At 64.3% G+C, this 25,999-nt stretch carries 24 protein-coding genes and 1 tRNA gene; 14 read left to right on the forward strand and 11 right to left on the reverse strand.

The window, feature by feature from the left end:
• Positions 1-550 precede the first annotated feature (550 nt).
• Positions 551-1,033 carry a response regulator gene (locus tag CV770_RS25610; protein ID WP_104464359.1) on the reverse strand — a complete coding sequence of 161 codons (483 nt, stop codon included), beginning with the start codon at positions 1,031-1,033 and terminating at the stop codon, positions 551-553.
• 431 nt (positions 1,034-1,464) lie between these two features.
• Here CV770_RS25610 and CV770_RS25615 point away from each other — a divergent pair, with 431 nt between their 5' ends.
• The 4 genes from CV770_RS25615 (at position 1,465) to CV770_RS25630 (ending at position 3,943) form a co-directional block, all read left to right on the forward strand.
• Positions 1,465-2,175, forward strand: a complete 711-nt coding sequence (locus CV770_RS25615) for a Crp/Fnr family transcriptional regulator (RefSeq protein ID WP_104464331.1) — start codon at positions 1,465-1,467, stop codon at positions 2,173-2,175.
• Between the two features lie 188 nt (positions 2,176-2,363).
• A complete protein-coding gene (locus CV770_RS25620; protein WP_201760042.1) occupies positions 2,364-3,062 on the forward strand; it encodes a Crp/Fnr family transcriptional regulator in 699 nt (232 codons plus the stop codon).
• A gap of 156 nt (positions 3,063-3,218) precedes the next feature.
• Positions 3,219-3,596 carry an Hpt domain-containing protein gene (locus tag CV770_RS25625; protein WP_201760036.1) on the forward strand — a complete coding sequence of 126 codons (378 nt, stop codon included), beginning with the start codon at positions 3,219-3,221 and terminating at the stop codon, positions 3,594-3,596.
• A 98-nt stretch (positions 3,597-3,694) separates the two neighbouring features.
• Positions 3,695-3,943, forward strand: coding sequence for a hypothetical protein (locus CV770_RS25630; protein ID WP_038949373.1), 249 nt, complete (start codon positions 3,695-3,697; stop codon positions 3,941-3,943).
• 82 nt (positions 3,944-4,025) lie between these two features.
• On the opposite strand, the gene CV770_RS25635 is transcribed toward CV770_RS25630, so the two are convergent.
• The gene (locus tag CV770_RS25635) at positions 4,026-4,649 is read right to left on the reverse strand and encodes a helix-turn-helix domain-containing protein (protein ID WP_091964890.1); all 624 of its coding nucleotides are present in this window, start codon (positions 4,647-4,649) and stop codon (positions 4,026-4,028) included.
• 340 nt (positions 4,650-4,989) lie between these two features.
• Between CV770_RS25635 and CV770_RS25640 the strand changes: the two genes are divergently transcribed.
• Both CV770_RS25640 and CV770_RS25645 read left to right on the forward strand, forming a co-directional pair.
• On the forward strand, positions 4,990-6,153 hold the full coding sequence (locus tag CV770_RS25640) for a hypothetical protein (RefSeq protein ID WP_104464334.1): 1,164 nt from the start codon (positions 4,990-4,992) through the stop codon (positions 6,151-6,153).
• Between the two features lie 742 nt (positions 6,154-6,895).
• The gene (locus CV770_RS25645) at positions 6,896-8,110 is read left to right on the forward strand and encodes an EAL domain-containing response regulator (protein WP_104464335.1); all 1,215 of its coding nucleotides are present in this window, start codon (positions 6,896-6,898) and stop codon (positions 8,108-8,110) included.
• Positions 8,111-8,120: 10 nt separating this feature from the next.
• Here the strand turns inward: CV770_RS25645 and CV770_RS25650 are convergent, their stop codons facing one another.
• Complete coding sequence (locus tag CV770_RS25650; protein WP_104464336.1) at positions 8,121-8,981, reverse strand: DMT family transporter; 861 nt, start codon at positions 8,979-8,981, stop codon at positions 8,121-8,123.
• 162 nt (positions 8,982-9,143) lie between these two features.
• Between CV770_RS25650 and CV770_RS25655 the strand changes: the two genes are divergently transcribed.
• Positions 9,144-10,514 carry an aminotransferase-like domain-containing protein gene (locus tag CV770_RS25655; protein ID WP_502693613.1) on the forward strand — a complete coding sequence of 457 codons (1,371 nt, stop codon included), beginning with the start codon at positions 9,144-9,146 and terminating at the stop codon, positions 10,512-10,514.
• Here CV770_RS25655 and CV770_RS25660 read toward each other — a convergent pair.
• The 4 genes from CV770_RS25660 to CV770_RS25675 all read right to left on the reverse strand — a co-directional run bounded on the left by CV770_RS25660 (position 10,511) and on the right by CV770_RS25675 (position 15,239).
• Positions 10,511-11,116: a GDYXXLXY domain-containing protein gene (locus CV770_RS25660; RefSeq protein WP_104464338.1), complete on the reverse strand. Its 606-nt coding sequence runs from the start codon at positions 11,114-11,116 to the stop codon at positions 10,511-10,513. The genes CV770_RS25655 and CV770_RS25660 overlap by 4 nt on opposite strands.
• Complete coding sequence (locus CV770_RS25665) at positions 11,113-12,384, reverse strand: DUF2157 domain-containing protein (protein ID WP_104464339.1); 1,272 nt, start codon at positions 12,382-12,384, stop codon at positions 11,113-11,115. The genes CV770_RS25660 and CV770_RS25665 overlap by 4 nt, the downstream gene beginning before the upstream one ends.
• Before the next feature lie 155 nt (positions 12,385-12,539).
• Positions 12,540-13,520: a Bug family tripartite tricarboxylate transporter substrate binding protein gene (locus CV770_RS25670; protein WP_201760037.1), complete on the reverse strand. Its 981-nt coding sequence runs from the start codon at positions 13,518-13,520 to the stop codon at positions 12,540-12,542.
• Between the two features lie 69 nt (positions 13,521-13,589).
• Entirely contained in the window at positions 13,590-15,239 is a 1,650-nt protein-coding gene (locus tag CV770_RS25675; RefSeq protein ID WP_201760038.1) for an FAD-dependent oxidoreductase, read from the reverse strand.
• A gap of 102 nt (positions 15,240-15,341) precedes the next feature.
• Here CV770_RS25675 and CV770_RS25680 point away from each other — a divergent pair, with 102 nt between their 5' ends.
• Positions 15,342-16,262, forward strand: coding sequence for a LysR family transcriptional regulator (locus CV770_RS25680; protein WP_104464342.1), 921 nt, complete (start codon positions 15,342-15,344; stop codon positions 16,260-16,262).
• 29 nt (positions 16,263-16,291) lie between these two features.
• On the opposite strand, the gene CV770_RS25685 is transcribed toward CV770_RS25680, so the two are convergent.
• Both CV770_RS25685 and CV770_RS25690 read right to left on the reverse strand, forming a co-directional pair.
• A tRNA-Ser gene (locus CV770_RS25685) sits at positions 16,292-16,381 on the reverse strand.
• Positions 16,382-16,910: 529 nt separating this feature from the next.
• Positions 16,911-18,041 carry an ROK family protein gene (locus tag CV770_RS25690; protein ID WP_104464343.1) on the reverse strand — a complete coding sequence of 377 codons (1,131 nt, stop codon included), beginning with the start codon at positions 18,039-18,041 and terminating at the stop codon, positions 16,911-16,913.
• 331 nt (positions 18,042-18,372) lie between these two features.
• On the opposite strand from CV770_RS25690, the gene rplU reads away from it, so the two are divergent.
• The 3 genes from rplU to CV770_RS25705 all read left to right on the forward strand — a co-directional run bounded on the left by rplU (position 18,373) and on the right by CV770_RS25705 (position 19,879).
• A complete protein-coding gene (gene rplU / locus CV770_RS25695; RefSeq protein ID WP_104464344.1) occupies positions 18,373-18,759 on the forward strand; it encodes a 50S ribosomal protein L21 in 387 nt (128 codons plus the stop codon).
• A 103-nt stretch (positions 18,760-18,862) separates the two neighbouring features.
• Entirely contained in the window at positions 18,863-19,132 is a 270-nt protein-coding gene (rpmA, locus tag CV770_RS25700; RefSeq protein WP_008137923.1) for a 50S ribosomal protein L27, read from the forward strand.
• Between the two features lie 153 nt (positions 19,133-19,285).
• Positions 19,286-19,879 carry a GNAT family N-acetyltransferase gene (locus CV770_RS25705; protein ID WP_165637686.1) on the forward strand — a complete coding sequence of 198 codons (594 nt, stop codon included), beginning with the start codon at positions 19,286-19,288 and terminating at the stop codon, positions 19,877-19,879.
• 207 nt (positions 19,880-20,086) lie between these two features.
• Here CV770_RS25705 and CV770_RS25710 read toward each other — a convergent pair whose 3' ends face one another.
• A complete protein-coding gene (locus CV770_RS25710; RefSeq protein WP_104464345.1) occupies positions 20,087-21,001 on the reverse strand; it encodes a DMT family transporter in 915 nt (304 codons plus the stop codon).
• Positions 21,002-21,210: 209 nt separating this feature from the next.
• Here CV770_RS25710 and CV770_RS25715 point away from each other — a divergent pair, with 209 nt between their 5' ends.
• The 3 genes from CV770_RS25715 (at position 21,211) to CV770_RS25725 (ending at position 24,704) form a co-directional block, all read left to right on the forward strand.
• On the forward strand, positions 21,211-21,693 hold the full coding sequence (locus tag CV770_RS25715) for a MaoC family dehydratase (RefSeq protein WP_104464346.1): 483 nt from the start codon (positions 21,211-21,213) through the stop codon (positions 21,691-21,693).
• An 85-nt stretch (positions 21,694-21,778) separates the two neighbouring features.
• A complete protein-coding gene (obgE, locus tag CV770_RS25720) occupies positions 21,779-22,819 on the forward strand; it encodes a GTPase ObgE (RefSeq protein WP_104464347.1) in 1,041 nt (346 codons plus the stop codon).
• Between the two features lie 250 nt (positions 22,820-23,069).
• Positions 23,070-24,704, forward strand: a complete 1,635-nt coding sequence (locus tag CV770_RS25725) for an alkaline phosphatase family protein (protein ID WP_104464348.1) — start codon at positions 23,070-23,072, stop codon at positions 24,702-24,704.
• Between the two features lie 137 nt (positions 24,705-24,841).
• On the opposite strand, the gene CV770_RS25730 is transcribed toward CV770_RS25725, so the two are convergent.
• Positions 24,842-25,807: a Bug family tripartite tricarboxylate transporter substrate binding protein gene (locus CV770_RS25730; RefSeq protein ID WP_201760039.1), complete on the reverse strand. Its 966-nt coding sequence runs from the start codon at positions 25,805-25,807 to the stop codon at positions 24,842-24,844.
• Between the last annotated feature and the right edge of the window lie 192 nt (positions 25,808-25,999).

Here is a 25,999-nt window from a genome sequence, read left to right on the forward strand (position 1 = left end):
AGGCGGAAGATGTTATCCAGGATCTTGGCGTTGTTCGGCTCCTGTTCGAACTTCACCAACTGGTTGTCGACGGTGTCCAGGCTCTCGCTGGTCTCCGTCAAAAACTCCCGCAACAGATCATCCATGAGCTACGCCTTACTGACCTGACCCTGGACTTCGGCGCCTGCGCCACCTTTGGCACGGACGGAAGCCCTATGCTCGATCGTTAGACATCCCTTTTCACAGTCCCGTTAATTTCATCCTCCGTCCTAATACGGATATTGAAGAGAAGTTTGCGGTTCGCCCGCATGCGGCCGCGCTTTTCGGCAAAACCGGCTCCGCGCCGCAACTGCGGGGACGCGTGAGGTAAACGGGCCGATAACAGCGGGCGAAGCGCGCCGGAAAATCCTGCTCTTGAAGGACGATAGCGACGGCCTGCGGGACTCGAACCGCGCCGTCCGCAACCGGAGGCGCAGTCGCGCCCCTCGGTTCGCGTTGGCGGCGCGATCTGCGTGGTCCGCAGATGCGGTAAACGAACGGTTACCCTGTGGCCATGGCGGCCCGCGCCGCGCTAACCCAACCGCGCGGCCGAGGCGATGTCGCCATCGGGACGATGCTCCGCCAGGCAATCGTTGATGGCGGCGAGCAGCGCGTGCGGTGTGAACGGCTTGCGCAGACAGCGTGCTGCACCGAGCTCAAGCGCCATCCGGAGGAAATCGGGTGCAGGCGAATTCAGATTTGCAAAGGCGTAGCCGGACACCGCGATCAGCGGAATGACCGGCGCCCGCTCGTGAAAGAGCCGGATCGATTCGAACCCGCGCATGTGCGGCATGAAGATATCGATGATCATCAGATCGAATTGCTGGTGTTCGAGCGCGCGCAGTCCGGCTTCACCTCCTTCGGCAATCGTTACCCGAAAATTGTTGCGCTGGAGATAGACCTCGATGGCCATGCAGACCATCGGGTCGTCGTCGACAACGAGAATATGGCGCAGACCTTCTGTCCCCATTTGAGTTTCCCGTTTTGGCGATTCAATAATTGAACCGTGGGGCACGCCGTTCTCCTTTGCTTTCAGTCGAAAATGGGCGGTCGCGAATGTCATTGGCGGCGCGGGGAAGATGAACGCGAAATCTGCGGCCACCCGACGCCAGGTTTCAAGGCAATATTGGATGGCTGTAATGCTGGTCCAACGGACGAGACTGCACGGGTCGACCGGCGTCTGATCGCAGCGCGGATGCAATGCTTCCGGCTCATGAAAGCCCCCTTGCAGCTTTTTCCTGCGCAACCCCTGCAGGACCAGCGCACAGGCTCATGAGCGAATCAGCGCGCCATTCTTATTTCCGCCGCAAATGCCGCAGCCTGTCCGCCCTCTAACGGGTATATGGACAGCGCCACAACCTTTACAATATGTTTTTGTCACCGCGCAACTGGATGACGAACGGGCTTTACACCGATCGTACATCGAACACGCCGGATTGACCTTCGATGATTGCGAGCGGCCGCCCGTCCAACCAATTGCTGCAAATGCTCGACGCGGCAGATCTCGATCTGCTGCGCCCGCATCTCGCGACAGTCGAAATGGTCAGGAAATCTGTCTTGTGCGAGGCGGGTGCTGCGCTGAGATATGTCTACTTCCCGCATAGCGGATCCGTTTCGATCACGGTGGGCCTGTCCGAAGGACAGATGATCGAGGTGGCGATGCTGGGCCGCGACAGTGTCGTCGGTGGCGGCGCGGCGCTTGCCGGCGGCATCGCGCCGACGGACGCGGTCGTGCTGTTCCCAGGGACTGCTTCCGTGCTGGAAATCGCAGCTTTCCGTACGGTCGCTGCCGCAAGCGCGCCGTTTCGCCAGCTGATGGTCCGTCATGAGCAAGCCTTGCTCGCGCATGCGCAGCAGTCGCTGCTCTGCAATACGCTGCACCCGGTCGAGGCGCGGCTCGCGCGCTGGCTCCTGCGTGCCCGCGATCTCTCGGACAGTGAAATCCTGCCGCTGACCCAGGAGGCGCTGGCGCAGATGTTGGGCGTACGGCGCAATGCCGTCTCGTTGGTCGCGCATGCGCTGCAGCGGGCCGGCATCATTCACTACAGCCGTGGCCAGATTGAAATCCTCAATCTACGGGCGCTCGAGACGACGTCCTGCGACTGCTATTCGGCCGTGAAAGCCCACCACCTCCGCCTGGTCGGAACCGTGCCGTGACGACAGCTCGGTGCAATCAACTGTATGCCGGCGTGCACGCAGCGTGGCAGGACCGCTGCCGTGGTCGGACAACTTGTCCCAATTGCCAATATATCCCGACGTGAACATGATGGAACTTACGCGTGCTGGGCGTGATTTCGTCTATCGCGATTCGATGGCGCGGGAACGGGAGGCAGCTTTTGGAAACGATGGTGCGCTCAACCAACGGCTTCCTGTCCGCACTGTCGGCAGACGACTATGAATCGATCCGCCCGCACCTGCGAACAGTCGACCTGCCCCATGAGGCGGTACTGGTCGAGACCGGCGAGACGCTGACGCGCGCGTATTTTCCCCACCGCGGCGTCATCTCGCTGGTGGTGAAGCTCGCCAAGGGCGAGCATGTGCAAGTCGCCATGATCGGCCGAGACAGCCTGCTCGGGACGCTCTCGACCATGGGCGATGCGTCCGCGCTGAACACCGCCATCGTGCTGGTTCCGGGCGTCGCGTCGGTGATGGATCTCGACCGGCTGCGGATCGCCGCCGACCAGAGCAGCACCCTGCGCACGTTGCTGACGCGCCACGGGCTGGCGGTCTACGCCCAGGTCCAGCAGACGGCAGGCTGCAATGCCGCCCATCCCGTGGAGTCGCGGCTGTCGCGCTGCCTGTTGCACACGCATGACCTCTCGGGCGACTACCGGCTGCTGCTGACCCAGGAGGCCATGGCGCAGATGATCGGGGCACGGCGCAACAGCGTGTCGCTGGTCGCCAACACCCTGCAACAGGCCAATTTCATCCATTACAGCCGCGGGCACATCCAGATCACCAACCTCGACGGCCTGCGCCAGACGGCGTGCGAATGCTACGCCACCGTGAAGGCCCAGTACGACCGGCTGCTCGGCGCGCGCTGACCGCCGCACGCCCATGGTAAACTGCCTGCTAATGCCGGCCTGCAAACACCTAGTGTCCTGCTACCGGAACTGAAATTCGAATGCCGTAGACACGGGGCAGCCCTCGCGCCGGGACGTGCCGCGCGACAAATGACCCGTGATCAAGGCAGCAGGCCCATGTTTGAAGTCACCGTCGCGCCCGCGCAGAAGGCGCTCGATGCCGAGCCTGCGCGCGAGCCGCGCGCTTACGAAGCACTGGTGTGCGAGATCGGCGAGGACGGTGCCTGTGAAGTGCGCGATGTATTCTGGAGCGAGACCTCCGCGCGCCTGCAATTGTTCCGCACGCTCCCGCTGGCGCAGCACCACGCCAGGATCGCGCGCGAAGCGCATTCGCTGAAGAGCGCGGCCGGGACGTTCGGCTATGTCAGGCTCGCGGCGCTGGCGCTGCGAGTGGAGAAGTCCGCAGAGAGGCTCGGCGATGGCGAATTCCGCGATCTCCTCGACCTGATGGACGCCGCCTATGCCGCCGCGCGCGCACAGGAGCCGCAGGGCTAGTCCAAACCGCGCGAAACCCGCCGTACTTCTACGGCTTGGGATTTTTAGAGATGGCTAATCATAGGTGGCGATAGTCGCCGGAAACCAGGAGGGTTTCCATGTTCACCTACGAGACCGCGGACCAGAAAGAGGTTCGCCGCTTCCGTATTGCACAGTTCAACGGCCGCATGGCGACGGTGAGGGCTGGCGAGTCCACGGTGACCGGCTTCGTGCGTTCGGTGCTGGAGCATGAATCGAGCATGCCGCCCCGCTGGACCATCACGATCATCCCGAACGGGCCGAAGGAAGAGATCAAGCCGCTGCGTCCCGTCTCGCGCGCGCGTCCCTTCGCCGAAGATTATTTCTGAGCGCGATCGGGTTTTTAAGACGTCCCGGGAGATCTCTCGGGGCCTTGTCCGCATCGCCGGCCGGCGATGCAACACACCAGCCTCAGTCGATCGAGTGCAGCAGCGCCGCGCGGACGAGATCCGCGGTGTTGCGCGCACCGAGCTTGCGCATAGCCTCGGCGCGATGGCTCTCGAACGTGCGCGGGCTGATCTGCATTCGAAGCGCACCCTGCTTGTTCGAATAACCTTCGCTGATCAGGCTCAGCACCTCGCGCTCGCGCTTGGTCAGCCGCTTCTGACCCGACAGGCTGAGGAGTTCGGCGCTCGGCACGCGCTGGGCCTGCTGGGCGCGGACGGCCTTCGATTCCGCGTCCTCGGCGCTGGACGGGATCGACAAGCCCCCCTTGTGGGGACCGGCAAGCTGCTTGACCAGGCCGCAAACGCGCTCGGTTTGTGCCAGCGCGTTCTCGACCACCCGCTGCAAATAGGCGCGGTCGCCGGTCACAGGCGCGAGTTGGTCGCTGTGATGCTTGATCTCGCCCATGTAGAGCAGCAGCGCAGTCAGGGGGCCGTTGAGTTCGCGGGCGATGGCAGCGGCCATTTCGTCGGCGGCCTTGGCCCGGGCGGCGCTCAAGCGGACGAAATCGAGCTCTTCAGTTGGAGCAGCGCTGCTTTCGTACCATTCCGACGGCCGCGAATCGGTGGCCGTATCATTCTGTGACCCCATGTCACTCGTTTAGCGGAACCGGGAGCGGTCTGTGATTAACTTTCTGCTCCGTAAGACTACGGTGATTTTGTCGGTTTTGCGTTTAAGTGGTGACGTCGGCACAATTTGTGCTTGCGTTTGGCGGCGCCGGCCCACGCCAGGGTTGAGTTTTTCGCCAAAAACTTGGGCAGACAGGCGAAATCGTCCTTAACCGCTGCCTTCGCTCCGACGCCTCCCCCCCCCGGTTTTTACGGATTAATTAACGGCGACTTGCTTCTCTGAGGGGAAGTTGAGAGCGCGCAAATGCCTCCACGCATTGGGCCCGCACGCCCGCGGGAAACGCTGCGAAAGATTGCGTGCCATGAACGAGATCGATCGGCTGTCGGAATTCCTGCAGAGGCTGACGCCGCTGTCGCGCAGCTGTCTGCTCAGCGAACTCGAACGGCTCGAGCTGTGCGGCATCGACATGCCCGGCTCGTCCGACATCCAGTCGCGCTTGCGCGCCGAGTTTCGCAAGGACGGATCGACCCAGGCGCGCGCCACCAGCCCATCGCGCTATTTCTTCGCGCCGCTCGAGCTGCTCCTGATCGACGGCGCGCCCGAGCACGCCAATATGGGGCGGATCTCGCGCAACACCCTCACCCCGATCTGGGAGTGGATCTGCCGCGACCTGCTGCCGACCATGGCACGCGACTACATCAAGGCGATCAACGACCAGGTCGCCGCCAACAACCCGAAGGAAGTCCTGAAGGTCGCCTCGACCTTCCAGACCAAGGTCGTCAAAGTGCTCGAGAGCACCTTCGCATCAGTGGAGAGCACCGAATTCGCGCGCGGCAAGCTCGCGCAATACACCGCCTCACGCACCGCCTTCGACGACGTCAGGAAGATGCAACACGTGCTGCGTGCGGGCGATGCGCTGCCGAAGTTCAACGAAAAGCTGCCTGAGAAGATCGCGAAATTCGACGACGGCCGGGTTGCCCAGATCACCGCGCAGCTCGACGCCTTCAAGAAAGCTCATCCCGACGCGCTGCCCTTCGCGCTGGCGCTGGTGGCGAGGCGCCTGACGATGCCCTGGCAATTGGCGCGTCTCGCCACCAAGGCCGCTGCGAGCAAGAGCGTCACCGATGTCGCCGCGACGCCCTATGCCTGCGTCATTCCCATGGTGCTCGACCGGCTCGACGACAAGCGCCTCGCGCTTCGGATCGCACTCCGGCACAATCGGGTGCTGGTCGCCCGCGACCTGCTCGCCGAGATCTACGACACCGAATATGCACTCAAGGTGCGCATCGACGGCATCGAGGGTTGCGAATGGGGAATTCGGCTCCAGCAATTGATGGATGCGATCGCGGCGCTGGTGTCCGCCGAGGTGAGCCGCTTCCCGTCCAATGTCGGCCACATTCTCGGCTCGCGCCGGCTGCGCAGCCACGACACGCTCGGCGGCAAGCTGACCTACCTGGCCTGGAAGGGCCGCGACGTGGTGCAGGACGGCGCGGCGGCGTTTCGCAAATTGATCGGGCAGACCTGATATCGCGCGAACCGCTGCACGCTTTTCCGGTCATGCTTTATTGCGCACGCGGCAGGCACAGGAAGCGATCGAGAAATCGCCCTGACATCACGACCCTGAACCACCAATACATCATTCGCCGCATCGTCATTGTCGTAATCCTCGACAGCCCACCACCGGCTGTGCCGAGCAATAGCGCAGGTGCAGCAATGCACGTGTGATGTGTTTCACATTTGCAGCCGCGGGCCGGGACGCGGTGTCGCAGAACCGTCACGAGCGAAAGCGAAACTTGCGCGCATCGCGCGAAGGCGAATCCTTCGAACGTCGCCGTCGCTCGCTCCCGATGCACCGCAAAGCCATCGGGGAGAGCTACCACCGCAACGCAGCCCTCCCACCGCGGACGATGCGGTCCTGTTCACCGTCTTCGTCGCGCACGAGCGGGCGCACACCCCGAAGAAACGCCGGAAATTAATCTCCGCTGGTCGCGTCGTTGCTTCGAAAGGACACACATCTTCATCGCTCACCTAGATCCACCGGCGAGCAGGGCGCAGCTTTCATCGCGCGAGAGACATTTCGCGTGCGCTGGCAGTCCTTGCGCGCGTGGTGCTCGGGTATGCGAACTCTTTGCGAAGAGTCTGTCGACAAATTAGCTCGAATTGCAGGGTTTAACGTTACTCAAATAATTCAAGAACGATGTGAAGCTCTCCTTATTTGAACCCACGCTCGGCGTTTAAGAAACCGTCACGGAACGGGAGTGGTGTTGATGAACGATGGGATGGTTGAACTCGTCGGACGAAGGCCTGTGACCTTCGGACGACGAAAGGTAACGCCGCGCGCCTGCGTGGCCGATAGCAAGCGGCATCTGCGCGCCTTCCTCAGCGAGGTGCTGGAGGACCTCGGCTTCGTCACCAGCGAATGCGCCAGTTCGGACGAGCTGCAAACCGTGCTCGCCACCGAATTGCCGGACCTGATCCTGCTCGGCGTCGCCGCCGACGGCATCGAGCCGGGAAGATTCCTCGAAATATTGGTGCGCGAGGCATATGCCGGCAAGGTTCTCGCCGTCGGCGCCCGCGAGTCGATCATCGTCAAGGCCGTGCGGCAGGTCGGCGAGGAATATGGCCTTGCCATGCTGCCGCCGCTGACCACGCCCTTTGCGGCGGAAACGCTGCGCGAGCGCATCGCCATGCTGCTGCCGGAAGAGCCGGCGCCCAGTCCCGCCGTGCATGTCGGCGAGGCCCTGCATGCCGGCTGGCTCGAGCTCTGGTACCAGCCCAAGATCGACGCGCGCACGCTGATCCGCTGCGGTGCCGAGGCGCTGGTGCGGATGCGGCATCCGACCTGGGGCGTGGTGCCGCCGGCTTACTTCATTCCCGAAGAGCGCGATCCGCATCTGCGTGACCTCTCCGAATTCGTGATCGAGCGCGCGATACGGGACTGGCACTATCTGCTGGAGCAGCAAACCCCGGTCGATCTCTCGATCAACCTGCCCGCGTCTTATCTGAAGGAGCCGCAGGCGGTGCGCGATCTCTGCCGTCGCGTGCCGACGCATCCGGCCTTCGGCGGACTGACGGTCGAGATCGACAGCGAGGAGGCGATCCGCGATCTCGATCACCTGACCGAGGTCGCGCGCGAGGTCGGGCTACACAATATCGGCCTGTCGATCGACAATCTCGGCGCCAACTGGCCGGCGCTGATGGAGCGGGACAAAGTTCCCTTCGTGAAGCTGAAGGCCGACCGGCAATTCGTCACCGGCAGCGGCAGTGACCGGTTGAAGCGCACGGTGTGCCGTCACATCGTCGAGCTCGCGCAGGGCTTTGGCGCGCGCAGCGTGGCCCAGGGGGTCGAAAGCCGCGCCGACCTCGTCGCCGCCAACGAGCTCGGCTTCGATCTCGTGCAGGGCTTCCTGTTCGGCAAGCCGATGCCGCTGAAGAAGTTTGCAAAGGGCGCGCTGACGAAGACGGTGATGGGGCAGGCGTGAGGCACAAGCCTCACGCAAACCGGCGCGCGAAGAACACGCAGGCGACCACGAGGACGGTCGCGACGATCATGCTCCAGGCGACGGGCTCGTGCAGCAGCAGGCCGGCGAGCGCGAGACCGAAGAACGGCTGGAGCTGCTGCAACTGGCCGACACGCGCGATGCCGCCGATCGCAAGGCCGCGGTACCAGAAGATGAAGCCGACGAACATGCTGAAAATCGAGACGTAAGCGAGCCCGATCCAGGCGGGCACGCTGACGCCGCTCCAGCTCGCCGGCCAGGTCAGAAACGCGACCGGCACCATCAGCGGCAGCGCGAGCAGGAGCGCCCAGGAGATCACCTGCCAGCCGCCAAGCCGGCGCGACAATGCGGCGCCTTCGGCATAGCCGAGGCCGCACAGCACGATCGCGGCCACCATCAAGAGATCGCCGGTGAGCGAGGCCGAACCGCCGTTCGACAAGGCAAAGCCGGCTACCGTGGCGCTGCCGAGGATCGCGAACAGCCAGAACAAGGATTGCGGCCGCTCGCCGCCACGCAGCACGGCGAAGACCGCGGTCGAGAGCGGCAACAGGCCGATGAAGACGATCGAACGGGCCGAGGTGATGTGCTGGAGCGCGAGCGCCGTCAGCAGCGGGAAGCCGACCACGACGCCGATGGCGACGATGGTGAGAGAGGCGAGATCCGCTCGCTGCGGCCGGGCCTGCCGCAGCACGCCGAGCACGGCCACACCGATCAGCGCCGCGATGACCGCGCGGGCCGATGTCAGGAACAGCGCGGAGAAGCCGCCGACCGCGACGCGCGTCGCCGGCAGCGAGCCGCTGAAGATGATGACGCCGAGCAGGCCGTTGCCCCAGCCGCTCCCCGCAGATTGCATGTCCGTTCCGCCTTTCGAGTATCGCGATACTCGGCCGTCGGCGGTGGCACGGCCAGTCACAATACAGACAATCCGGCAAATCTGTATGGGTATGGAAGGTGATACACCTTGGACATCGGAGCGCCATCGAAGGGACGCGGCGGCACGCGGACGATTGATGTGATGAGCGCGATCCGCGCCAAGATCGCCGGCCGCGCGCTCAGTGCCGGCGACCGCCTGCCATCGGTCCGCAGCCTGGCCGCCACGATGGGTGTGTCGCCGTCGACCGTCGTCGAAGCCTATGATCGCCTGGCGGCCGAAGGCCTGATCCGCGCCCGTCGCGGCTCCGGCTTCTATGTCTCGCCGACGATCATGCCGCCGCTTGCGTTGGCCGAAGCCGGGCCGCGGCGCGACCGGGAGGTCGATCCGTTCTGGGTCTCCAGGCAATCGCTCGATGCCGACGCCGCGGTTCCGAAGCCCGGCTGCGGCTGGCTGCCGGCGGAGTGGATGCCGGAAGCGGCCTTGCGCCGCGCCGTCCGTGCCCTTGCGCGCACCGATGCGGATCTCTTGACGGACTATGGCAGCACGCGCGGCGGCCTTTCGCTGCGCCGGCTGCTGCTCGCGCGCCTTGCCGAGGATTCGATTCCCGCGTCGGTCGATCAGCTCATGCTGACGGGCTCGGGCACACAAGGCGCCGACCTCGTCTCCCGCTTCCTGCTGCGTCCCGGCGACACGGTGCTGGTCGACGATCCCTGCTATTTCAATTTCCGCGCGCTGCTGCGGGCGCATCAGGCCAGGATCATCGGCGTGCCCTATACGCCGTCGGGCCCGGACGTTGCACGCTTCGAACAGATCCTCGGCGCCGAACGTCCCAGGCTCTACATCACCAATTCAGCGCTGCACAATCCGACCGGCGCGACGATGTCGCTTGCGACCGCGCACCGGCTGCTGACAGCGGCCGCGGCGCACGACCTCACCATCATCGAGGACGACATTTTCGGCGATTTCGAGCCGGAGCGCTCGCCCCGCCTTGCCGCGCTCGACGGGCTCACCCGCGTGATCCGCATTGGCAGCTTCTCCAAGACGCTGTCGGCCTCGGTACGCTCAGGCTACATCGCCGCGCGTGCCGACTGGATCGAGCATCTCGTCGACCTCCAGGTCGCAACCAGCTTTGGCGGCCCGAGCCCGGCCGCGACCGAGATCATCACAAAGGTGCTGGCTGGCGGCAGCTATCGCAAGCACATGGACGAGCTCAGGCAAAAGCTCACGCGCACGCGCCGCGACGTCGCGCGAAAACTTCAGGCGTTGGGGCTGGAGCCATGGCTGATGCCGCGCGGCGGATTCTTCCTCTGGTGCCGCCTTACGGGCGGACAGGACGCCGCGCAGGTCGCGCGCGCGGCGCTGGAGCAGGATGTCGTGCTCGCGCCGGGCAACGTGTTCAGCGTGTCGCAAACGTCCCAGCACTTCATGCGCTTCAACGTGGCGCAGATGAACGATCCCCGCGTCTGGGACGTGCTGCGGCGGGCGTTGAAGGCGGCGCCGGCCGCGCTCTAATACAGCGGCTCCTCATAGACCGCCTCGCCGTCGAGCAGCAGCCGCTTGATGGCGGCGCGGCCTGAGGGGAGCACGGCGGCGACGACCCGGATTTTTTGCTGGTTGCGGGCCTGCTCGAGCTTCTTGCCCTCGCCTTCGGGGACGAAGTAGCTCTCCAGGCCGTATTTGATCGGCAAGTTGTCGCAGAAGGTGTGCCGGCCCGAGCCGCAGGCGCCACCGTAATTGGCGACGCGGCCGCGGATCAGTACGTCGGGAGCCGTGACCGGCACAGGCTCGGCGTGCACCGAGACCGCCGCGTAAAGGCCGTTGGCATTGGGCGCGAGCTTGACGAACACGATCGGATGGCGCGCGTCGGCCGGCTTGCCGGCGAGCGCGCCGGCCGGCACTTGCGAGATGTCGTAGCGGAGCACGACATAGTCGCCGCGCAGGAGATCGCGGGGATCGACCGGCTGCGTCTGCAAGGTCACCTCAACGCCTTCGCGCAGGATCTGCATGCGGTCGGCGACCATCAGGACCAGCAGCAAGCATTGCAGCAGCACAGCGACGCTGAACAGCACGGCTTTCGGAATGCGCTGCCAGAGTCCAGTGATGGTACCGATCATCGCTCAGCCCTCGGCAGCATGCGATTGAGCGCGGTGGCAAAGACCACGGCAATGATTCCGGCCCCCGCAAGAAAGGCCGAGCGGCGCAGCAACGAGCCGTGCACCGCCCAGGTGATGCCGGCGATGACGCCGGCAATTCCGAGCCAGCCGGCGGCGATCCGCGGGCGCACGTCATCGAGCACACCGGAGACGACGAGGCACAGCATGGCGCAAAGCAGCGCGGCGTAAGCGAACCAGGGCTCGCCGGCCGTGGAGACCGGCCAAATCGGCGCAGCGAGCAGCACGAGCCCGATCGCGCATGATGCGAGGATTTCGCCTGCGCGCTTCGTGAGCATGGCGGAGACGAGGGCGAGGATCACCCCCGCGGCCCCGCACAGGATCGCCCAAATCGGCTGGGCGGATACCGTGTTGCTCCTGAAGCGAATGATGTCGTCGACGGTCGCCACCTCCAGGACGGCGACGCCGGCCAACGAAAACGCCCCGTAGATCGACAGGACGGTCCCGAGGCGGAGCGCCCTCGGCGAGGGCCAAGCTGCGAGCGCGAGCCCGGCGCCGAACAGCAGGGCGGCGCCGTCGGCGAGCACGAAGGACGGCTGGGCGCCGTCGAACTCGAAGCGGAGCGACGTCGCGATCCACCACGGCAACACCGCGAGCGCGACGAGATGAGCGGCGGCGCGCGAATTCCAGGCGAAGGCGAGAACTGCTGCAATCAGCCAGACCGCCACGAACGGAAGATGCAGGACGTCGGGCGCGTCGTAAGTCCGCATGCAGGTCCATATGCCGGCGGCGACGAGGCCGACCGCGAGAGCACCGCGCGAGCTGGTCAGCAGCGCCGTGGCGAACGCGCCGATCGACCACAGCAGCATGCCGCCGGCAAAGTCGTCGCCGAGATGATACATCTGGCCGACCAGCGCGATGCCCGCACCGAAGATGATCGCACCGACGCTGGCGCAGAGATCGGCGAGAACGTCGCGGCCTCGCGCAGCGAACCAGGCCCCGAGGCCGCCGGTGACGACCATGCCGGCAAGCAGGATCGCGAACCGCAACAGCCGCGCGATCTCGGTCCAGTGCGCCGCCACGAAGGCGAGGAACGCGGCCGCGATCAACAGACCGCCGACGATGCCGACGACCACGGCGATGTTGATGCCCGCAGGCAGCGGCGGCAGCGCATTGCGGATCGAGGCCGCCGCCGCCGGCGCAATCACGCCATCGGCTTCCCATTGCGCAAGATCAGCCTCGAGGCGGTCGCGGTAGGTCTTTTCGAACATCGTATTGGATCACCTCGTGCCCGCCTGATGGCCGGACATTGCTAGGTCGGATCCCGCCGCTCGCAGGTTCAACCTAACATCGCCCGGCTGCGGGAGTAACGAGTTGTCGATTAGCGCGCAACGCCTCTGCTAACAGGACAGTGGTCGCGTGACGGCTAGTTTGCCTTGATCCCGGCCTCGCTGATGAGCCTGCCCCATTTCGCGCTTTCGTTCTGGATGAAGCGAGCGAACTGTTCGGGCGACATCGGCGCAGGCTCCGCGCCAAGCGTCCTGATCTTCTCGACCACCGATGGGTCCTTCAGCGCTTTCGTGAAGGCTTCGTTCAGCCTACCGATGACATCGGCAGGCGTACCTGCGGGGGCAACGAGCCCGAACCAACCGACAGATTCGAAGCCCGCAAGGCCACTCTCCGCGAGCGTCGGCACATCGGGCAAGGACGGAAGACGGCGCGCTGAGGAAACGCCGATCGCGTTGAGCTTGCGCTCCAGGATCAATTGCCGCGATGCCGGAATATCCAGCACCGCGAAGGGCACATGGCCTGCGAGGACGTCGACCGTTGCCGGTGCGGTCCCGCGATAGGGGACCAGCTCCATGGCGATCCCGGTCCTCTGCGTGAACAGCGCGGCTGTCAAATGCATTGCAGTCGAGTTGCCGCCATGTCCGATCGATAGGGCGCCCGGCTTGGCCTTGGCGAGCGCGACCGTCTCGGCCGTATTGTGCGCTTGTACGTCGGCGGAGGCGACCAGCACAAAGGGAATTTCCGCGAGCAGGGTGATGGGCGCGAGATCCTTCAGCTCGAACGGCATCGACGAGCTGAGATGCGGGTTCACGGTCAGCGCACCCGCCGGCGCCACGCCAAGCGTGTAACCGTCCGGCTTCGCCTGCGCGACCGCAGCCATGCCGATATTGCCCCCGGCCCCGGCGCGGTTCTCGATCACCAGGCCCTGCTTGAGCTCGGCGGTGACCAGCGGTTCGAGCGCGCGGATCACGGTGTCGGCGCTGCCGCCGGGCGGAAAGGTCACGACGATCTTGATGAGTTGCTCCGGATAGGCTGCCTCGACAGCCTCGAACGGCAGCACGACGAAGGTTGCAGCCGTCAGCACGGCCAGAATGCGGCGCCTTGCAACGTGAAACACGTTCTCCTCCTCGATGGGTTTTCTACTATGCCGCTTGGCGTCGTCGTCAGGCAGGCAGCTTGATGTTCTTTACGCGACCGCGCCGGTAAGCCGCGCCAACAAGCCCAGCGCATCTTCTGGCGCAGTCTGCCCGCGCCAGGCGATGTGCTGATCGGGCCGCACCAACACCAGCTTTTCGGCATAAGCCCCGTTCGCCTCGTCCGGCGTGACGTCGACCAGCGCCAGCGGCATGCCGCGCGTCTCCGCTGCGGATGTCAGCGGCGCCACGTCGATCGCCGGGTCGAGCCGCAACAAGCTGTATCCGTCCCCGAATGCGTCGTAGAGCGATCGTCCGTCACGCAGGAACAGATGCGGCGCGCGGGCGCCCGGCGCGGTGGAGGGCGTGAAGCTGCCCATCGCGTAGGCCGGAGGCGTCTCGCCGTCATAGGCGATGATCGGCGAGGCATCGTAGTAGTAGCCGAAGTTCAGTCCTGCGCAGCAATATTGCTGCACATTGAGATCGTAGGCCGCCCTCGCCAGTGCTGCGCGCGCGGCGTGTCCTCGTGGTGTGTCGTCCTCGATCTCCACTGAGACGCCGCCGCGTTGCGCCATCATTTTCATCGCGTGATCCATCGCAAAGCGCGACACCTGCTCGGTGATGGGCTGACGCTCCGCTTCATAAGCATCGAGGATCGCAGCCGGCGCCCAGCCGTTCAGATGCGCCGCCAATTGCCAGCAAAGATCGACGGCGTCCGCGATGCCTGCATTCATGCCGTAGCCGGCATAGGGCATCCACAGATGCGCGGCGTCGCCACAGATGAAGACCCTGCGGTCGCGGAAGCGATCGGCCACCAGCCGGCGCCCGACCCAGTCCTCCTTGCTGAGAACCTTGTACTCGAAGTGCTCGTCGACGCCGAGGATGGCGCGGATGGACCAGTCGCGATCGACCGAGTCGAACTCGGGCTCATCGGGCTTGAGGTGATTGTGGATCAGCCAGCGATCGTGACCATCGATTGCAACAGTGGTGCCGGAGCGGCGCGGGTTGAGCGAGAGCACCATCCACGCGGGCTTGTGCGCACCCATTAATTTCTTGAGTTGCGGCGCTTCGATGAAGGTCGATTGCACGCGCTGGATCACCGGTGTCCCTGACAGGCTGGCTCCGATCGACTTGCGAACGAGAGAACGGCTGCCGTCACAGCCGATCACGAAGGAAGCTTCGATGCGCAGCGAGCTTCCGCTGCCGAGATCGCGCGCCAGCGCGACCACATGATCGTCGTTCTGCTCGATGTCGGTGATTTCCGTACGCGCCAGAATCTTGATGCGCGCTTGTGCGACAGCATGGCTGAACAGGATCGGCTCGAGATAGACTTGGTTGATCCGATGCGGCGGCTCGGGCGTCGGCCACCAGGTGTCGGGGCCACCGGTTGCGCTGTAACGGCGCACGCGGGAGGGAATGTCGATACGACACAGCTCGATGCCGGTTGCCGTGGTCCGGTAGGAGCAATCGTTCGGGAAGTCGGCAGGGAGTCCCGCATCGCGCAGCTTGGCGGCGACGCCGAGCCTTCGGAAGATTTCCATCGAGCGCGCCGAGACGTGGTTGCATTTGACGTTGGGCGGATCGCCGGCATGGCGGATCTCTGCGACGACGACGTCGATTCCACGTGAGGCCAGGTCCATGGCGGCGGTCAATCCCACGGGCCCGGCGCCCACAACCAGCACCTGTGTCCTCATCATCTCCATCCCTTGCATCGCCGCGGTTCGTTGTCCGCCCAATATGCATTTTATTGCAGGCCCGTTTATGAGATAAGCCGGAAAGAACTCATCAATTCATGAGCTTTGCCTATGAATGTGACATTGCGGCAGTTGCGGGCCTTCACCGCCGTCCATCGCACGCGCAGCATCACGCGGGCTGCGCGTGAGCTGGGAATCACGCAGTCGGCGGCGAGCCTTCTGATCCAGCAACTCGAGGTTCAGCTCGGCGTAAAGCTGTTCGATCGCTCGACACGGTCGGTGCAGCCGACGCTGGTCGCCGACGAGGCGTTTCACGCTGCGGAACGGATGCTGAGTGATGCGCAGGGCCTGTCACGGCGCATGCGTGACCTCGCACAGGCGCGCGCCGGCCGGGTCGCGTTCGTAGCGTCTGCCGGCGCCGCATCGGCGCTGCTGCCTTTGGTGCTTGCAAAATTCCGCGCGGGCTATCCCGACATCGAGATCGACATGCGCGACGTCGCCGCCGACGATCTCGTTCCGCGCCTGATCGCAAGCGATGCGGAGTTCGCGATCGGCAGCGTGGAAGGTGAATTCGCGGAGATGACGGTCGAGACGCTGACCCGGGGACGCCTGAGCGCAATCGGCCGCCGCACCGCCGACTTCGCCGCGCGGCGCTCCCTGACATGGGAGGAACTGGCGCAACTGCCAACGATCGCGATGCGACGCGAGACGCGAATCCGGATGCAGATCGATCAGGCGCTGAGCGCGCAGGGCAAGCACCTCGTCCCGACCTACGAAGTGACGCTGATCAACACCGCGCTCGCCATGACGGCGCAGGGCCTCGGCCTCGCTATCCTCCCCGCAACGATGCTGCCAGCCGACCAATTTCCGACGCTGATCGCAAGACCGCTGGTACGACCGGCCATCACGCGACCGGTATCGCTGCTCCAGCGCCAGGGCCGGACGCTATCGCCGGCCGCTCGGGCATTTGTGGCGATCGCACGGACGGTGCTTGCAGAGCGAACCGAGCGAGCGTCGGTTGCATCGGGCTGATTTCACGGAGCTTTTTTGGCTATTCTGGATGGCGGAGAGGGAGGGATTCGAACCCCCGATAGGCTTGCACCTATGCCGCATTTCGAGTGCGGTGCATTCAACCACTCTGCCACCTCTCCTGAAGGCGCCATGGTAGGAGCTGGGCCCCTGTGGTTGGGGGCGTTAATAGGCGAGGATGGCTGGCCAGACAAGGCGCGCGGGGCGAAAATCAGACCGGTTTTCGGAAGTTGGCGAGGCCTGTGACGGTGAAGATGCCGCTCGCGGCGGATTTCAGGGGCCGTTTGAAGGATTTGCGAGAGATGCCGCTCCCCCGAAGCTGGCGTCCGCAAGGACTGAAGGGGGCTGGAGCGGTCCGAATCACCGATCGAAAAAACGGGGTGGGACCGCCAGACGCGGTAAACACTGGCGGTCCCTTGCCGCTCATTGCAATACTGGCTGGGAAGGGCGGCTTCGCCGGCCAGGTGAGGCGACAATTCGACCCTAGCGTGCGGCCTCGGCGCCGCAACGCAATCCGGTCCTTAACCTAACCAGTCAAGGTTACTCTGGAGCCCTCTTCCGTTCCGATGACATCGGAACGGGGCTCCAGATTCCCCGTTTTGCGCGTTTTCTCGACGCGAACCGGTGTCCACTTCGCTTGAAAACGCGCAGCTAGTCGCTTTTGGCGCTGTCCTTGTTGTTTTCCTTGGCCTTTTTCTTGCCGTTCTCCGTAGTGTCCCGGTCCTTGCGGCGGTTGGTGAAGCGCGCATTGCCAAGGCCGGTGCCGATGGTGAGCACGCCCCAGCGCTCGACGTCCTGCATGAACGGCACCTCGGAGAGGCCCTGAACCACGCCGTCATTGTGCATCAGGATCGCGGTGTCGTGCTCGCCGATCTCGGGGATGCCCTCGATCAGGCTCGCCGGCAGGTTGAACTTGCTGCTCTCCCAATTGCCCGGCAGGTTCTGCGCACCCTTCTCGATCGAGCCGTCGGCATTGATCACGCCGGGACAGGCGATGCCGATGAAAGGCGCGAGCTTGAAGCCTTCGTTCTCGGCTTCCGTGATCAGCCCCTTCAGCATCTTGGTGAGCCGCTTGACCGCACCTTCGCGCGTCGGCTCGTCATCGGCATGACGCCACAGCTCGGATTTCACGACCTTGGCCTTCGACAGATCCTTGGCCTTCTTCCAGTTGGTCTCGACCAGGCCGCAACGGATGTTGGTGCCGCCGATGTCGACGGCCAAAATGCTGTCATAGGCCTCGAAGATCCAGGATGGCGCCAGATGCAGCGCGCCGACCAGGCCGGCTTCATCCGGGTGATGGCGGATCGGCATCATGTCGATCTTGAAGTCCTCGGATTTGAGGATGATCTCGGTGCGCGCGATCGCGAGCTCGCCCAGCCGGGAATCGCGGAAGCCGCCGCCGACCACGATGCGCTCGGTCTTGGCCCAGGCCTTGGTCTTGAGGAAACGCCGGGTGACATAGGCGAGCTCCTGGGCGAAATCCTCGATCGCGCTGTGCACCACCGCGGAGGCCTCGGTGTCGTCGCCGACCAGGATGGCATCCAGCGTCTTCTTGCTGATCTCCTCCGAGGGCTCCTTGCCGAACGGGTCCTCTCCGGTCTTGCGCAGCGGCTTGCGCCAGCGGTCGAGGATGTCGCGGAACGCGCCCTTGCTGGCGCGATCACCGAGAAAGCCGTCCTCGTCCTTCATCTCGATGTTGAAACTGTCGATCTCCACCGACGGCAGCCGCTCCGCGCCGTGATGGGCGATGCCCGTCGCCTTGACCAGTTCGTCTGTTGCCATGGTAAGCCCTTGCCCGCATGTCGATTTGCGAGGACAACGGCAAGGGAACCCGTTGGTTGCAATGCTATCCCGCAGATTCGACCAGGCGCCGGAAGAGGCCCAAATCCTTCAAATCCGGACGTTTTTCGCGGTTTTCCTTGACTCTTCCCTGCCGGCGGCTATAAGTCCCACAACCGGCGCGGGGCGTTTCTCGCGCCGCTTGTTTTTGCGTGGGTTTTCAAAGGGATAACTCCCGCCCGCACAAAACTCGCATAAACCCATAGCGACTGACAAAAAGCCGACCCCGACGATATCCGTCGCGAGGCCGGGATTGAACACGGAGAAAAAAACGATGTTCGCAGTCATCAAAACCGGCGGCAAGCAATACCGCGTCGTGCCGGATGATGTTCTCGAAGTAGGCAAGATCGAAGGCGAAGTCGGCTCGATCATTCAGCTGAATGAAGTTCTGGTGCTCGGCGGCGACACGCCGGTGCTGGGTATTCCGACGGTCGCAGGTGCGTCCGTTGCGGTCGAGGTGCTCGACCACAAGCGCGGCCCCAAGGTCATCGCGTTCAAGAAGCGCCGCCGCAAGAATTCGCGCCGCAAGCGCGGCTATCGCGACGAGATCACGGTGCTCCGCATCTCCGAGATCCTGACGGATGGCGCCAAGCCCACCAAGGGCCCGCGTCCGAAGCGGGAGAAGGTGGCGAAGGAGCCGGCAGCGGAAGCCGCCGAGTAACGCAAAATCGATCACGCCAATTCACGAATTGATGCGTGAGAAATTTTGAAATGATTCCGTCAAGGAATTGATCTAGAAATACGCAGGATTTCGGAGACGAGCCATGGCTCACAAAAAAGCAGGCGGTTCATCGCGCAACGGTCGCGATTCCAAGGGTAAGCGCCTCGGCATCAAGGCGTTCGGCGGGGAAGTTGTGATTCCCGGCAACATCATTGCGCGTCAACGCGGCACCACCTGGCACCCGGGCCTTAATGTCGGCATGGGCACGGACCACACTCTGTTCGCCAAGATCGAGGGTCGCGTCACGTTCCAGGCCAAAGCCAACGGCCGCACCTTCGTATCGGTGCTCCCGCTCGCAGAGGCGGCTGAATAGACGGTGGATCAAATTGGAGTCCGCCGGTCCTACCAAACCGGCGGAGTCCAGAGATCACAACAGATCGAAGGCTCCAAGGGGGAGGCGGGAAACCGGCCTCCCCTTTTCTTTTGACTTGCTCACTTTGACTTAGTGACTTTCACGGAGCCGGACATGTTGCAGGATTTCTCGAGCGCGACCTTGGCTGAGGCGAGACCTGGTGTCGTCGCCACCGAACGGCTGACCTTGCGGCGGCCGACCCTCGCCGATGTCAGGACCATCGCCCAGCTCGCCAATGACCGCCGCGTCGCCGAAAACACCCGCCGCCTCCCGCACCCCTATTCGCAGGACGACGCCGTCGCCTTCGTCCGCGCCACCGCCGCGCTCGGCAGCGAGACCGTGTTCCTGATCGAGCACGATACCGGGCCGGTCGGCATGGTCGGCATCGACTGCTCCACGCCCGACAATGCCGAGCTCGGCTATTGGCTCGGCGTTGAGCACTGGGGCCAGGGCTTTGCCACCGAGGCCGCGCGCGGCGCGATCGACTTCTTCTTCGAGGAGTTCGAGGACGAGCACCTCTATGCCGGCGCGCGCGTCACCAATCCGGCCTCGCGCAACGTGTTGGAGAAATGCGGCTTCCAGTGGAGCGGCGTGCAGCTGCACCGCTTCCTGGCGCTAGGATCGTCCACGCCGGTCGACTGCTTCCGCCTCTCGCGCGGCGTGTGGGCGTCGTTGAAGAGCTGGAGCAGTGCGCGGCGGATGAGGTAGGGGCGCACTGCGTCCTCAATCATCAGTGTCGTCCCCGCGAAGGCGGGGACCCATAACCACAGGGAGGAGTGTGGGGCAACACTCCCAATCCGAGTCTTCGCAAAACTGCTCCCTGTGGGTATCGCGACGAGCGCAAGCGCTCGCGCGGAGGTCCCGGATCTGCGCGCGCCTGAGGCGCGCTTGTCCGGGACGACAGCGTGGCCTTGGCTACACTGGTGGATTTACCTCGGCACTCTCGCGCCCCAGATCGCGCTCGCGCAGATAAATATAGAATCCCGCCCCGATGATGATCGCGGCACCGATGAGCGTGGCCATTGACGGCACGTCGCCGAACACGACGAAGCCGAAGATCACGGCCCAGACGATCATCGAATATTGGTAGGGCACCACGACGCTGGCCGGCGCCAGCTTGAGCGAGCGATTGACGCAGAACAGCGCGGTGACCGAGACGCATCCCGCCAGCGCGAAGATCACCAGGCTGCCTGATGTCGGCGGCACCCAGTGGAACGCCGACAGCACCGCGCCCAGCGAAAACGTGCCGACGAATTGCGAGGATGCCATCACGATGTCGGGCGTCTTGCGCAGGCTGCGGGTGATCAGCATCAAGGTCGCAAACGACAGGCTGCCGCCGAGCGCGATCAGCGCCGGCAGGCTGACGGTCTGCGCCGACGGCCGCAGCGCGATCAGCACGCCGCAGAAGCCGATCAGGATCGCCGTCCAGCGCCGCCAGCCGACCTTCTCTCCCAAGAAAATCGCCGACATCGCGGTGACGAAGATGGGACCGGCGAGATAATAGGTGATGACGTCGGCGAGCGGCAGATAGACGGTTGCGAGGAAGAAGGCGGCGACCTCGAGCGTCGACAGCACGACGCGAAACAGCTGCAGCCGGGGCCGCTCGAGGCGGACGAAGTCGTGACGCTGCCGCCAGATCAGCGGTGCGAGCAGCAGCAGCGCCGCGCAGGCGCGCAGGAACAAGAGCTGCCCCACCGAATAAGTCCCGACCAGGAACTTGCCCATGGCATCGCCGAACGAGAACATGAAGATCGACAGCACCATCAGCCCGATGCCGGCGAGGCGCGCGGAGCGATCGTCATAGGCGGAGAGGTTCTTGAACAGGGGCATTGCAGCGAGTCTGAGTGAGGGATTCGTCTTTGCGAGCGCAGCGAAGCAATGACGGCGGAGAGAGCGTCAGGAATCGGCAGGTAGTGTCGCTTGCGGTCGTTTTAATGACGTGGCCGCGCTGGACAAGCCCGCATCCGCCGAATTGAACGGATTGTCGCACTCTTCGCGTCGCGGTAGCGATAGGCCGACCACGAACAGAGAGCAGGGACATGACCGACTTCGACCCCTCCCAGCATCGCATGATCCCCACGCAACGCTGGTTTGAGGATTTCGTCATCGGCGAACGCTTCGTGCTGCCGAGCCGGACCCAGACCTCGGCGATATTCGCCGCGTTCCAGACCGCGAGCGGCGACACTCATCCCGTGCACTATGACGTGGAATATTGCCGCAGCCGCGGCATGCCGCATCTGCTCGCCCACGGCTTCCAGACGCTGATCCACACCGCGCCCGGCGCCGGCCTGTTTCCATTCCTGGTCGAGGACTCCCTGGTCGGCTTCCTCGAGCAATCGAGCCGGTTCCTCAAACCCGTGTTTGCCGATGACACCATCTACCCCGCGCTCGAGGTCACCGAGCTGGTGCCGGGCCGCACCACCGGCGCGGTGACGCTTCGCAGCACCGTGTTCAACCAGCGCAAGGAGCTGGTGCTGGAGGGGATGCAGAAATTCCTGATCCGGCGCCGGCCGACTGGTTAAGCAAGGGGCGAAATCGCGAGAAATTCGGCCGATTTTCGGGTCTATCCGGGTTGCCGGAGGGGGCCGGCTGGCCTACCTATGGCCCATGAAATTCCTCGACGAAGCAAAGGTCTATATCCGCTCCGGTGATGGCGGGAACGGCTGCGTGGCGTTCCGCCGCGAGAAGTTCATCGAATTCGGCGGTCCCTCCGGCGGCAATGGCGGCCGCGGCGGCAACGTCATCATCGAGGTCGCCGATGGCCTCAACACGCTGATCGACTACCGCTACCAGCAGCACTTCAAGGCCCAGAAGGGTGAGAACGGCTCAGGTTCGGACCGCCACGGCGCCAACGGCAAGAACATCGTGCTGAAGGTGCCGATGGGCACGCAGATCTTCGACGAGGACCGCGAGACGCTGATCCACGACTTCACCAAGGTCGGCGAAAAGTTCGTGCTGGCCGAGGGCGGCAATGGCGGCTTCGGCAACGCGCATTTCAAGACGTCGACCAACCGCGCGCCGCGCAACGCCAATCCCGGCCAGACCGGCGAAGAGCGCTGGATCTGGCTGCGGCTGAAGCTCATCGCGGACGCCGGCCTCGTCGGCATGCCCAATGCCGGCAAGTCGACCCTCCTGTCCAAGGTCAGCGCGGCGCGGCCCAAGATCGCCGACTATCCCTTCACCACGCTGCATCCGCAGCTCGGCGTCGTGAATGCTGACGGCCGCGAATTCGTGCTCGCCGACATTCCCGGCCTGATCGAAGGCGCGCATGAAGGCACTGGTCTCGGCGACCGCTTCCTCGGCCATGTCGAGCGCTGCCGCGTGCTGCTGCATCTGATCGATGCGACCTGCGAGCATGCCGGCAAGGCCTACAAGACGGTGCGGAAGGAGCTCGACGCCTATGGCGGGCTCCTCACCGACAAGATCGAGATCGTCGCGCTGAACAAGATCGACGCGGTCGAGCCGGACGAATTGAAGAAGCAGAAGGACCGGCTGAAGCGCGCCGCCAAGAAGACGCCGCTGCTGCTGTCCGGTGTCACCGGCGACGGCGTCAAGGAAGCGCTGCGTGCACTCGTCGAGGTGATCGGCGAGGCCCCGGTCTCGGCCAAGGCCAAGAGCGCGGCCGAAGCGGAGCCGTGGTCGGTTTGAACTCTCTCGTCGTCCCTGCCTAGTGCGCAATTGCGCACGGGGCGCAGGGACCCATACCGCGTGATCTCTCGATGCGGATGGTCGTAGTACCGAACTTCTAATCTTCGCCAAACTCCTCCCTGTGGTTATGGGTCCCTGCTTTCGCAGGGACGACAGTGGAGAATGGGGCTACGCGTACGCGCATCACTGGCTTGTCTTCGCCCCTCCGATAGCGCAGCATCGAACAATCAAGAAAATGCAGGGATAACGCATGGCGCGCGCGAAGAATGTTCTCTGGATCATGTGCGACCAGCTTCGCTATGATTATCTCGGCTGCACCGGCCATCCCACGCTGAAGACGCCGAACATCGACGCCATGGCCAAGCGCGGCGTGCTGTTCAGCAAGGCCTATGTGCAATCGCCGATCTGCGGTCCGTCGCGGATGTCGTTCTACACCGGCCGCTACATGCGCTCGCACGGCTCGCACTGGAACGGCTGGCCGCTGCGCGTCGGCGAGCCGACGCTGGGCGATCACCTCAAAAAGATCGGCGTGCGCAACGTGCTGGTCGGCAAGACCCACATGGCGCCCGATCTCGAAGGCATGAAGGCGCTTGGGATCCCGCCGGAATCGATGATTGGCGTGCACGTCGCCGAGTGCGGCTTCGAACCGTATGAGCGCGACGACGGTCTGCATCCGACCGGCCGCCCGCGCCCGAAATACGACGAATATCTGCGCAAGCAGGGTTTTGAAGCCAGCAATCCCTGGGAGCATTGGGCCAATTCGGGCGCGGCCGAGGACGGCTCGTTGCAGAACGGCTGGCTGCTGGTGCACGCCGACAAGGCCGCACGCGTGCCGGATGAGCATTCCGAAACGCCCTACATGACGCGGCGCGCGATGGATTTCATCGGAGAGGCCGAGACCGATCGCCGGCCGTGGTGCCTGCATCTGTCCTACATCAAGCCGCACTGGCCCTATATCGCGCCAGAGCCCTATGCCAGCATGTATTCGACCGATGACATGATCCCGGTGATCCGCTCGGAGCGCGAGCGGCAAAATCCGCATCCGGTGTTCGGCGCCTATATGGACATGCGTTACTCCCGCAACATGGCGCGCGACGATGCCCGCGAGAAGGTGATCCCGACCTATATGGGCCTGATCACTCAGATCGACGACCAGATGGGCGTGCTGATGAAATTTCTCGAGGAACGCGGCCTGCTGGAAACCACCATGATCGTGTTCACCTCCGATCACGGCGATTATCTCGGCGATCACTGGATGGGCGAGAAGGACCTGTTCCACGAGCAGTCGGCGAAGATTCCGCTGATCGTCATCGACCCCTCGAAGGAAGCCGACGCCACGCGCGGCACCCGCAGCGACGCGCTGGTGGAGGGAATCGATCTCGCGCCGACCTTCGTCGATTATTTCGGCGGCAAGGTGCCGGGCCACATCCTCGAAGGTCGCTCGCTGCTGCCGCTGCTGCGCGGCGAGAGGCCATCAGACTGGCGCAAGGTCGCATTCTCGGAATACGACTACGCCATGCAGGACGTGCGGCTGAAGCTGAACCAGCCGATCGAGCGCTGCCGCCTGTTCATGGTGTTCGACGGCCGCTGGAAATACATCCACGCCTCCAGCTTCCGCCCGATGCTGTATGACCTCGAGACCGATCCGGAAGAGTTTGTGGATCGCGGTGACGATCCGGAATGCGCCGGCATCATCGCGCGGTTGCAGGCCGAGCTGTTCGACTGGGCGCTGCATCCGAGCGACCACATCACCACGCCGCGCGAGAAGATCGCGGCCTATGCGGATAACCAGCTCCAGGTGAAGAACGGCGTTCTGATCGGCATCTGGGACGAAGCCGAGCTTGCAGCGATCAAGGACGGAATAGCGCAGCGCGCGAAGATGTGAGTGAGCGGAGCGCAGCTCCCTCAACGCGTCATGCCCGGGCTTGACCCGGGTATCCACGTGTTACGTCGGTCGCGGTAGCACGTGGATGGCCGGGTCAAGCCCGGCCATGACGGCGGAGTGTGGAGCGCGAGAGAGACCTAATTCTCGATCTTGTATCCCGTCGCCTTCACGATCGGTTGCCACAACGCGATGTTCGCTGCGAGCTCCTTTGTCAATCCTTCCGACGTCGAGCCGACCGGAATGAGGCCGATTCCCGTGAGCTTCTCCTTCACCTCGGGCTTGGCGAGCGCGGCGCTTGCGGCCGCGCCGAGCTTGCCGGCGAAGTCCGGTGGGCTGCCGGCCGGGAGCCACATGCCGTACCAGGCGTCGGCAACGAGATCGATGCCGCTCTCCTTCAGCGTCGGGACATCGGGCGCGAATGGTGAACGCTCCGCGCTCGCGACCGCGATGATCTTCACGCCCTTGGCGCGATGCTGCGGCAGCGCGTCGGCCAGCGTGGTGATCCCGAACGAGATGTGCCCGCCGATGATGTCGTTGAGGATCGGCGCACTGCCGCGATAGGGCACGCGGGTCAGGGGAATGCCGAGATCCTTCTCGAGCTTGGAGCCCATAAAATGCGGAATGGTGCCGTTGCTCGGCACCCCGAACGAGGTCTTGTCCGGATGCGCCTTCAGCCACGCCACGAAGCTCTTGAGATCGGTGGCATCGACCGCCGGGCTGATCACCAGCGCGAATTCGAACCGCGCCAGCAGCGACACCGGCACAAAATCCTTGCCGGTGTCGAAGCTCGGAATCGTCTCGACCATCGGCAGCAGGTACATGGTGGGCCCCGTCGTCACCAGCACCATGCTGCCGTCGGGGCTCGCGCCCTTTACCGCCTTGATGCCGATCAGACCGTCGCCGCCGGTGCGATTCTCGACCACCAGGGTCCGTTGCAGCACCGGCGCCATCTCCTGCGCCATCAGCCGGCACAGCGTGTCGCCGCCCGCCCCTGCCGCGAACGGAAAGATGATCTTGCTCAGCCCGGCCTGCGCATTCGCCCCGCCTGCCTGCGCCAGCAGCGGCAGGCTGATACATCCGGCCATGAATTTGCGGCGATCCATTCGCGTCCTCTCCAGCCCATTATTGGTTGGTGGCATTAGAACCGGGCCGTTGCCCAAGACAAGAGCCGTTTACCATCCCGGCCGCCTTGCGCCGGCCATCGTCCTGCTGCAAAAGCAGGCCTCGCCGGCGCCGGCTTTTTTGCTCCGCCGTCACCAAGCCCGAGCAATCCGTCCGACGCGCCAACACACAAA

This window comes from Bradyrhizobium sp. AC87j1 (assembly GCF_002936975.1).
GTDB classification, from domain to species: domain Bacteria; phylum Pseudomonadota; class Alphaproteobacteria; order Rhizobiales; family Xanthobacteraceae; genus Bradyrhizobium; species Bradyrhizobium shewense.

What these genes read in the sequence shown, in the direction of transcription:
- CV770_RS25615 (WP_104464331.1), top strand. Translation starts at nt 1,465, where the DNA reads ATGATTGCGAGCGGCCGCCCGTCCAACCAATTGCTGCAAATGCTCGAC.
- CV770_RS25620 (WP_201760042.1), top strand. Translation starts at nt 2,364, where the DNA reads ATGGTGCGCTCAACCAACGGCTTCCTGTCCGCACTGTCGGCAGACGAC.
- CV770_RS25625 (WP_201760036.1), top strand. Translation starts at nt 3,219, where the DNA reads ATGTTTGAAGTCACCGTCGCGCCCGCGCAGAAGGCGCTCGATGCCGAG.
- CV770_RS25630 (WP_038949373.1), top strand. Translation starts at nt 3,695, where the DNA reads ATGTTCACCTACGAGACCGCGGACCAGAAAGAGGTTCGCCGCTTCCGT.
- CV770_RS25635 (WP_091964890.1), bottom strand. Translation starts at nt 4,649, where the DNA reads ATGGGGTCACAGAATGATACGGCCACCGATTCGCGGCCGTCGGAATGG.
- CV770_RS25640 (WP_104464334.1), top strand. Translation starts at nt 4,990, where the DNA reads ATGAACGAGATCGATCGGCTGTCGGAATTCCTGCAGAGGCTGACGCCG.
- CV770_RS25645 (WP_104464335.1), top strand. Translation starts at nt 6,896, where the DNA reads ATGAACGATGGGATGGTTGAACTCGTCGGACGAAGGCCTGTGACCTTC.
- CV770_RS25650 (WP_104464336.1), bottom strand. Translation starts at nt 8,981, where the DNA reads ATGCAATCTGCGGGGAGCGGCTGGGGCAACGGCCTGCTCGGCGTCATC.
- CV770_RS25655 (WP_502693613.1), top strand. Translation starts at nt 9,144, where the DNA reads ATGAGCGCGATCCGCGCCAAGATCGCCGGCCGCGCGCTCAGTGCCGGC.
- CV770_RS25660 (WP_104464338.1), bottom strand. Translation starts at nt 11,116, where the DNA reads ATGATCGGTACCATCACTGGACTCTGGCAGCGCATTCCGAAAGCCGTG.
- CV770_RS25665 (WP_104464339.1), bottom strand. Translation starts at nt 12,384, where the DNA reads ATGTTCGAAAAGACCTACCGCGACCGCCTCGAGGCTGATCTTGCGCAA.
- CV770_RS25675 (WP_201760038.1), bottom strand. Translation starts at nt 15,239, where the DNA reads ATGGAGATGATGAGGACACAGGTGCTGGTTGTGGGCGCCGGGCCCGTG.
- CV770_RS25680 (WP_104464342.1), top strand. Translation starts at nt 15,342, where the DNA reads ATGAATGTGACATTGCGGCAGTTGCGGGCCTTCACCGCCGTCCATCGC.
- CV770_RS25690 (WP_104464343.1), bottom strand. Translation starts at nt 18,041, where the DNA reads ATGGCAACAGACGAACTGGTCAAGGCGACGGGCATCGCCCATCACGGC.
- rplU (WP_104464344.1), top strand. Translation starts at nt 18,373, where the DNA reads ATGTTCGCAGTCATCAAAACCGGCGGCAAGCAATACCGCGTCGTGCCG.
- rpmA (WP_008137923.1), top strand. Translation starts at nt 18,863, where the DNA reads ATGGCTCACAAAAAAGCAGGCGGTTCATCGCGCAACGGTCGCGATTCC.
- CV770_RS25705 (WP_165637686.1), top strand. Translation starts at nt 19,286, where the DNA reads ATGTTGCAGGATTTCTCGAGCGCGACCTTGGCTGAGGCGAGACCTGGT.
- CV770_RS25710 (WP_104464345.1), bottom strand. Translation starts at nt 21,001, where the DNA reads ATGCCCCTGTTCAAGAACCTCTCCGCCTATGACGATCGCTCCGCGCGC.
- CV770_RS25715 (WP_104464346.1), top strand. Translation starts at nt 21,211, where the DNA reads ATGACCGACTTCGACCCCTCCCAGCATCGCATGATCCCCACGCAACGC.
- obgE (WP_104464347.1), top strand. Translation starts at nt 21,779, where the DNA reads ATGAAATTCCTCGACGAAGCAAAGGTCTATATCCGCTCCGGTGATGGC.
- CV770_RS25725 (WP_104464348.1), top strand. Translation starts at nt 23,070, where the DNA reads ATGGCGCGCGCGAAGAATGTTCTCTGGATCATGTGCGACCAGCTTCGC.
- CV770_RS25730 (WP_201760039.1), bottom strand. Translation starts at nt 25,807, where the DNA reads ATGGATCGCCGCAAATTCATGGCCGGATGTATCAGCCTGCCGCTGCTG.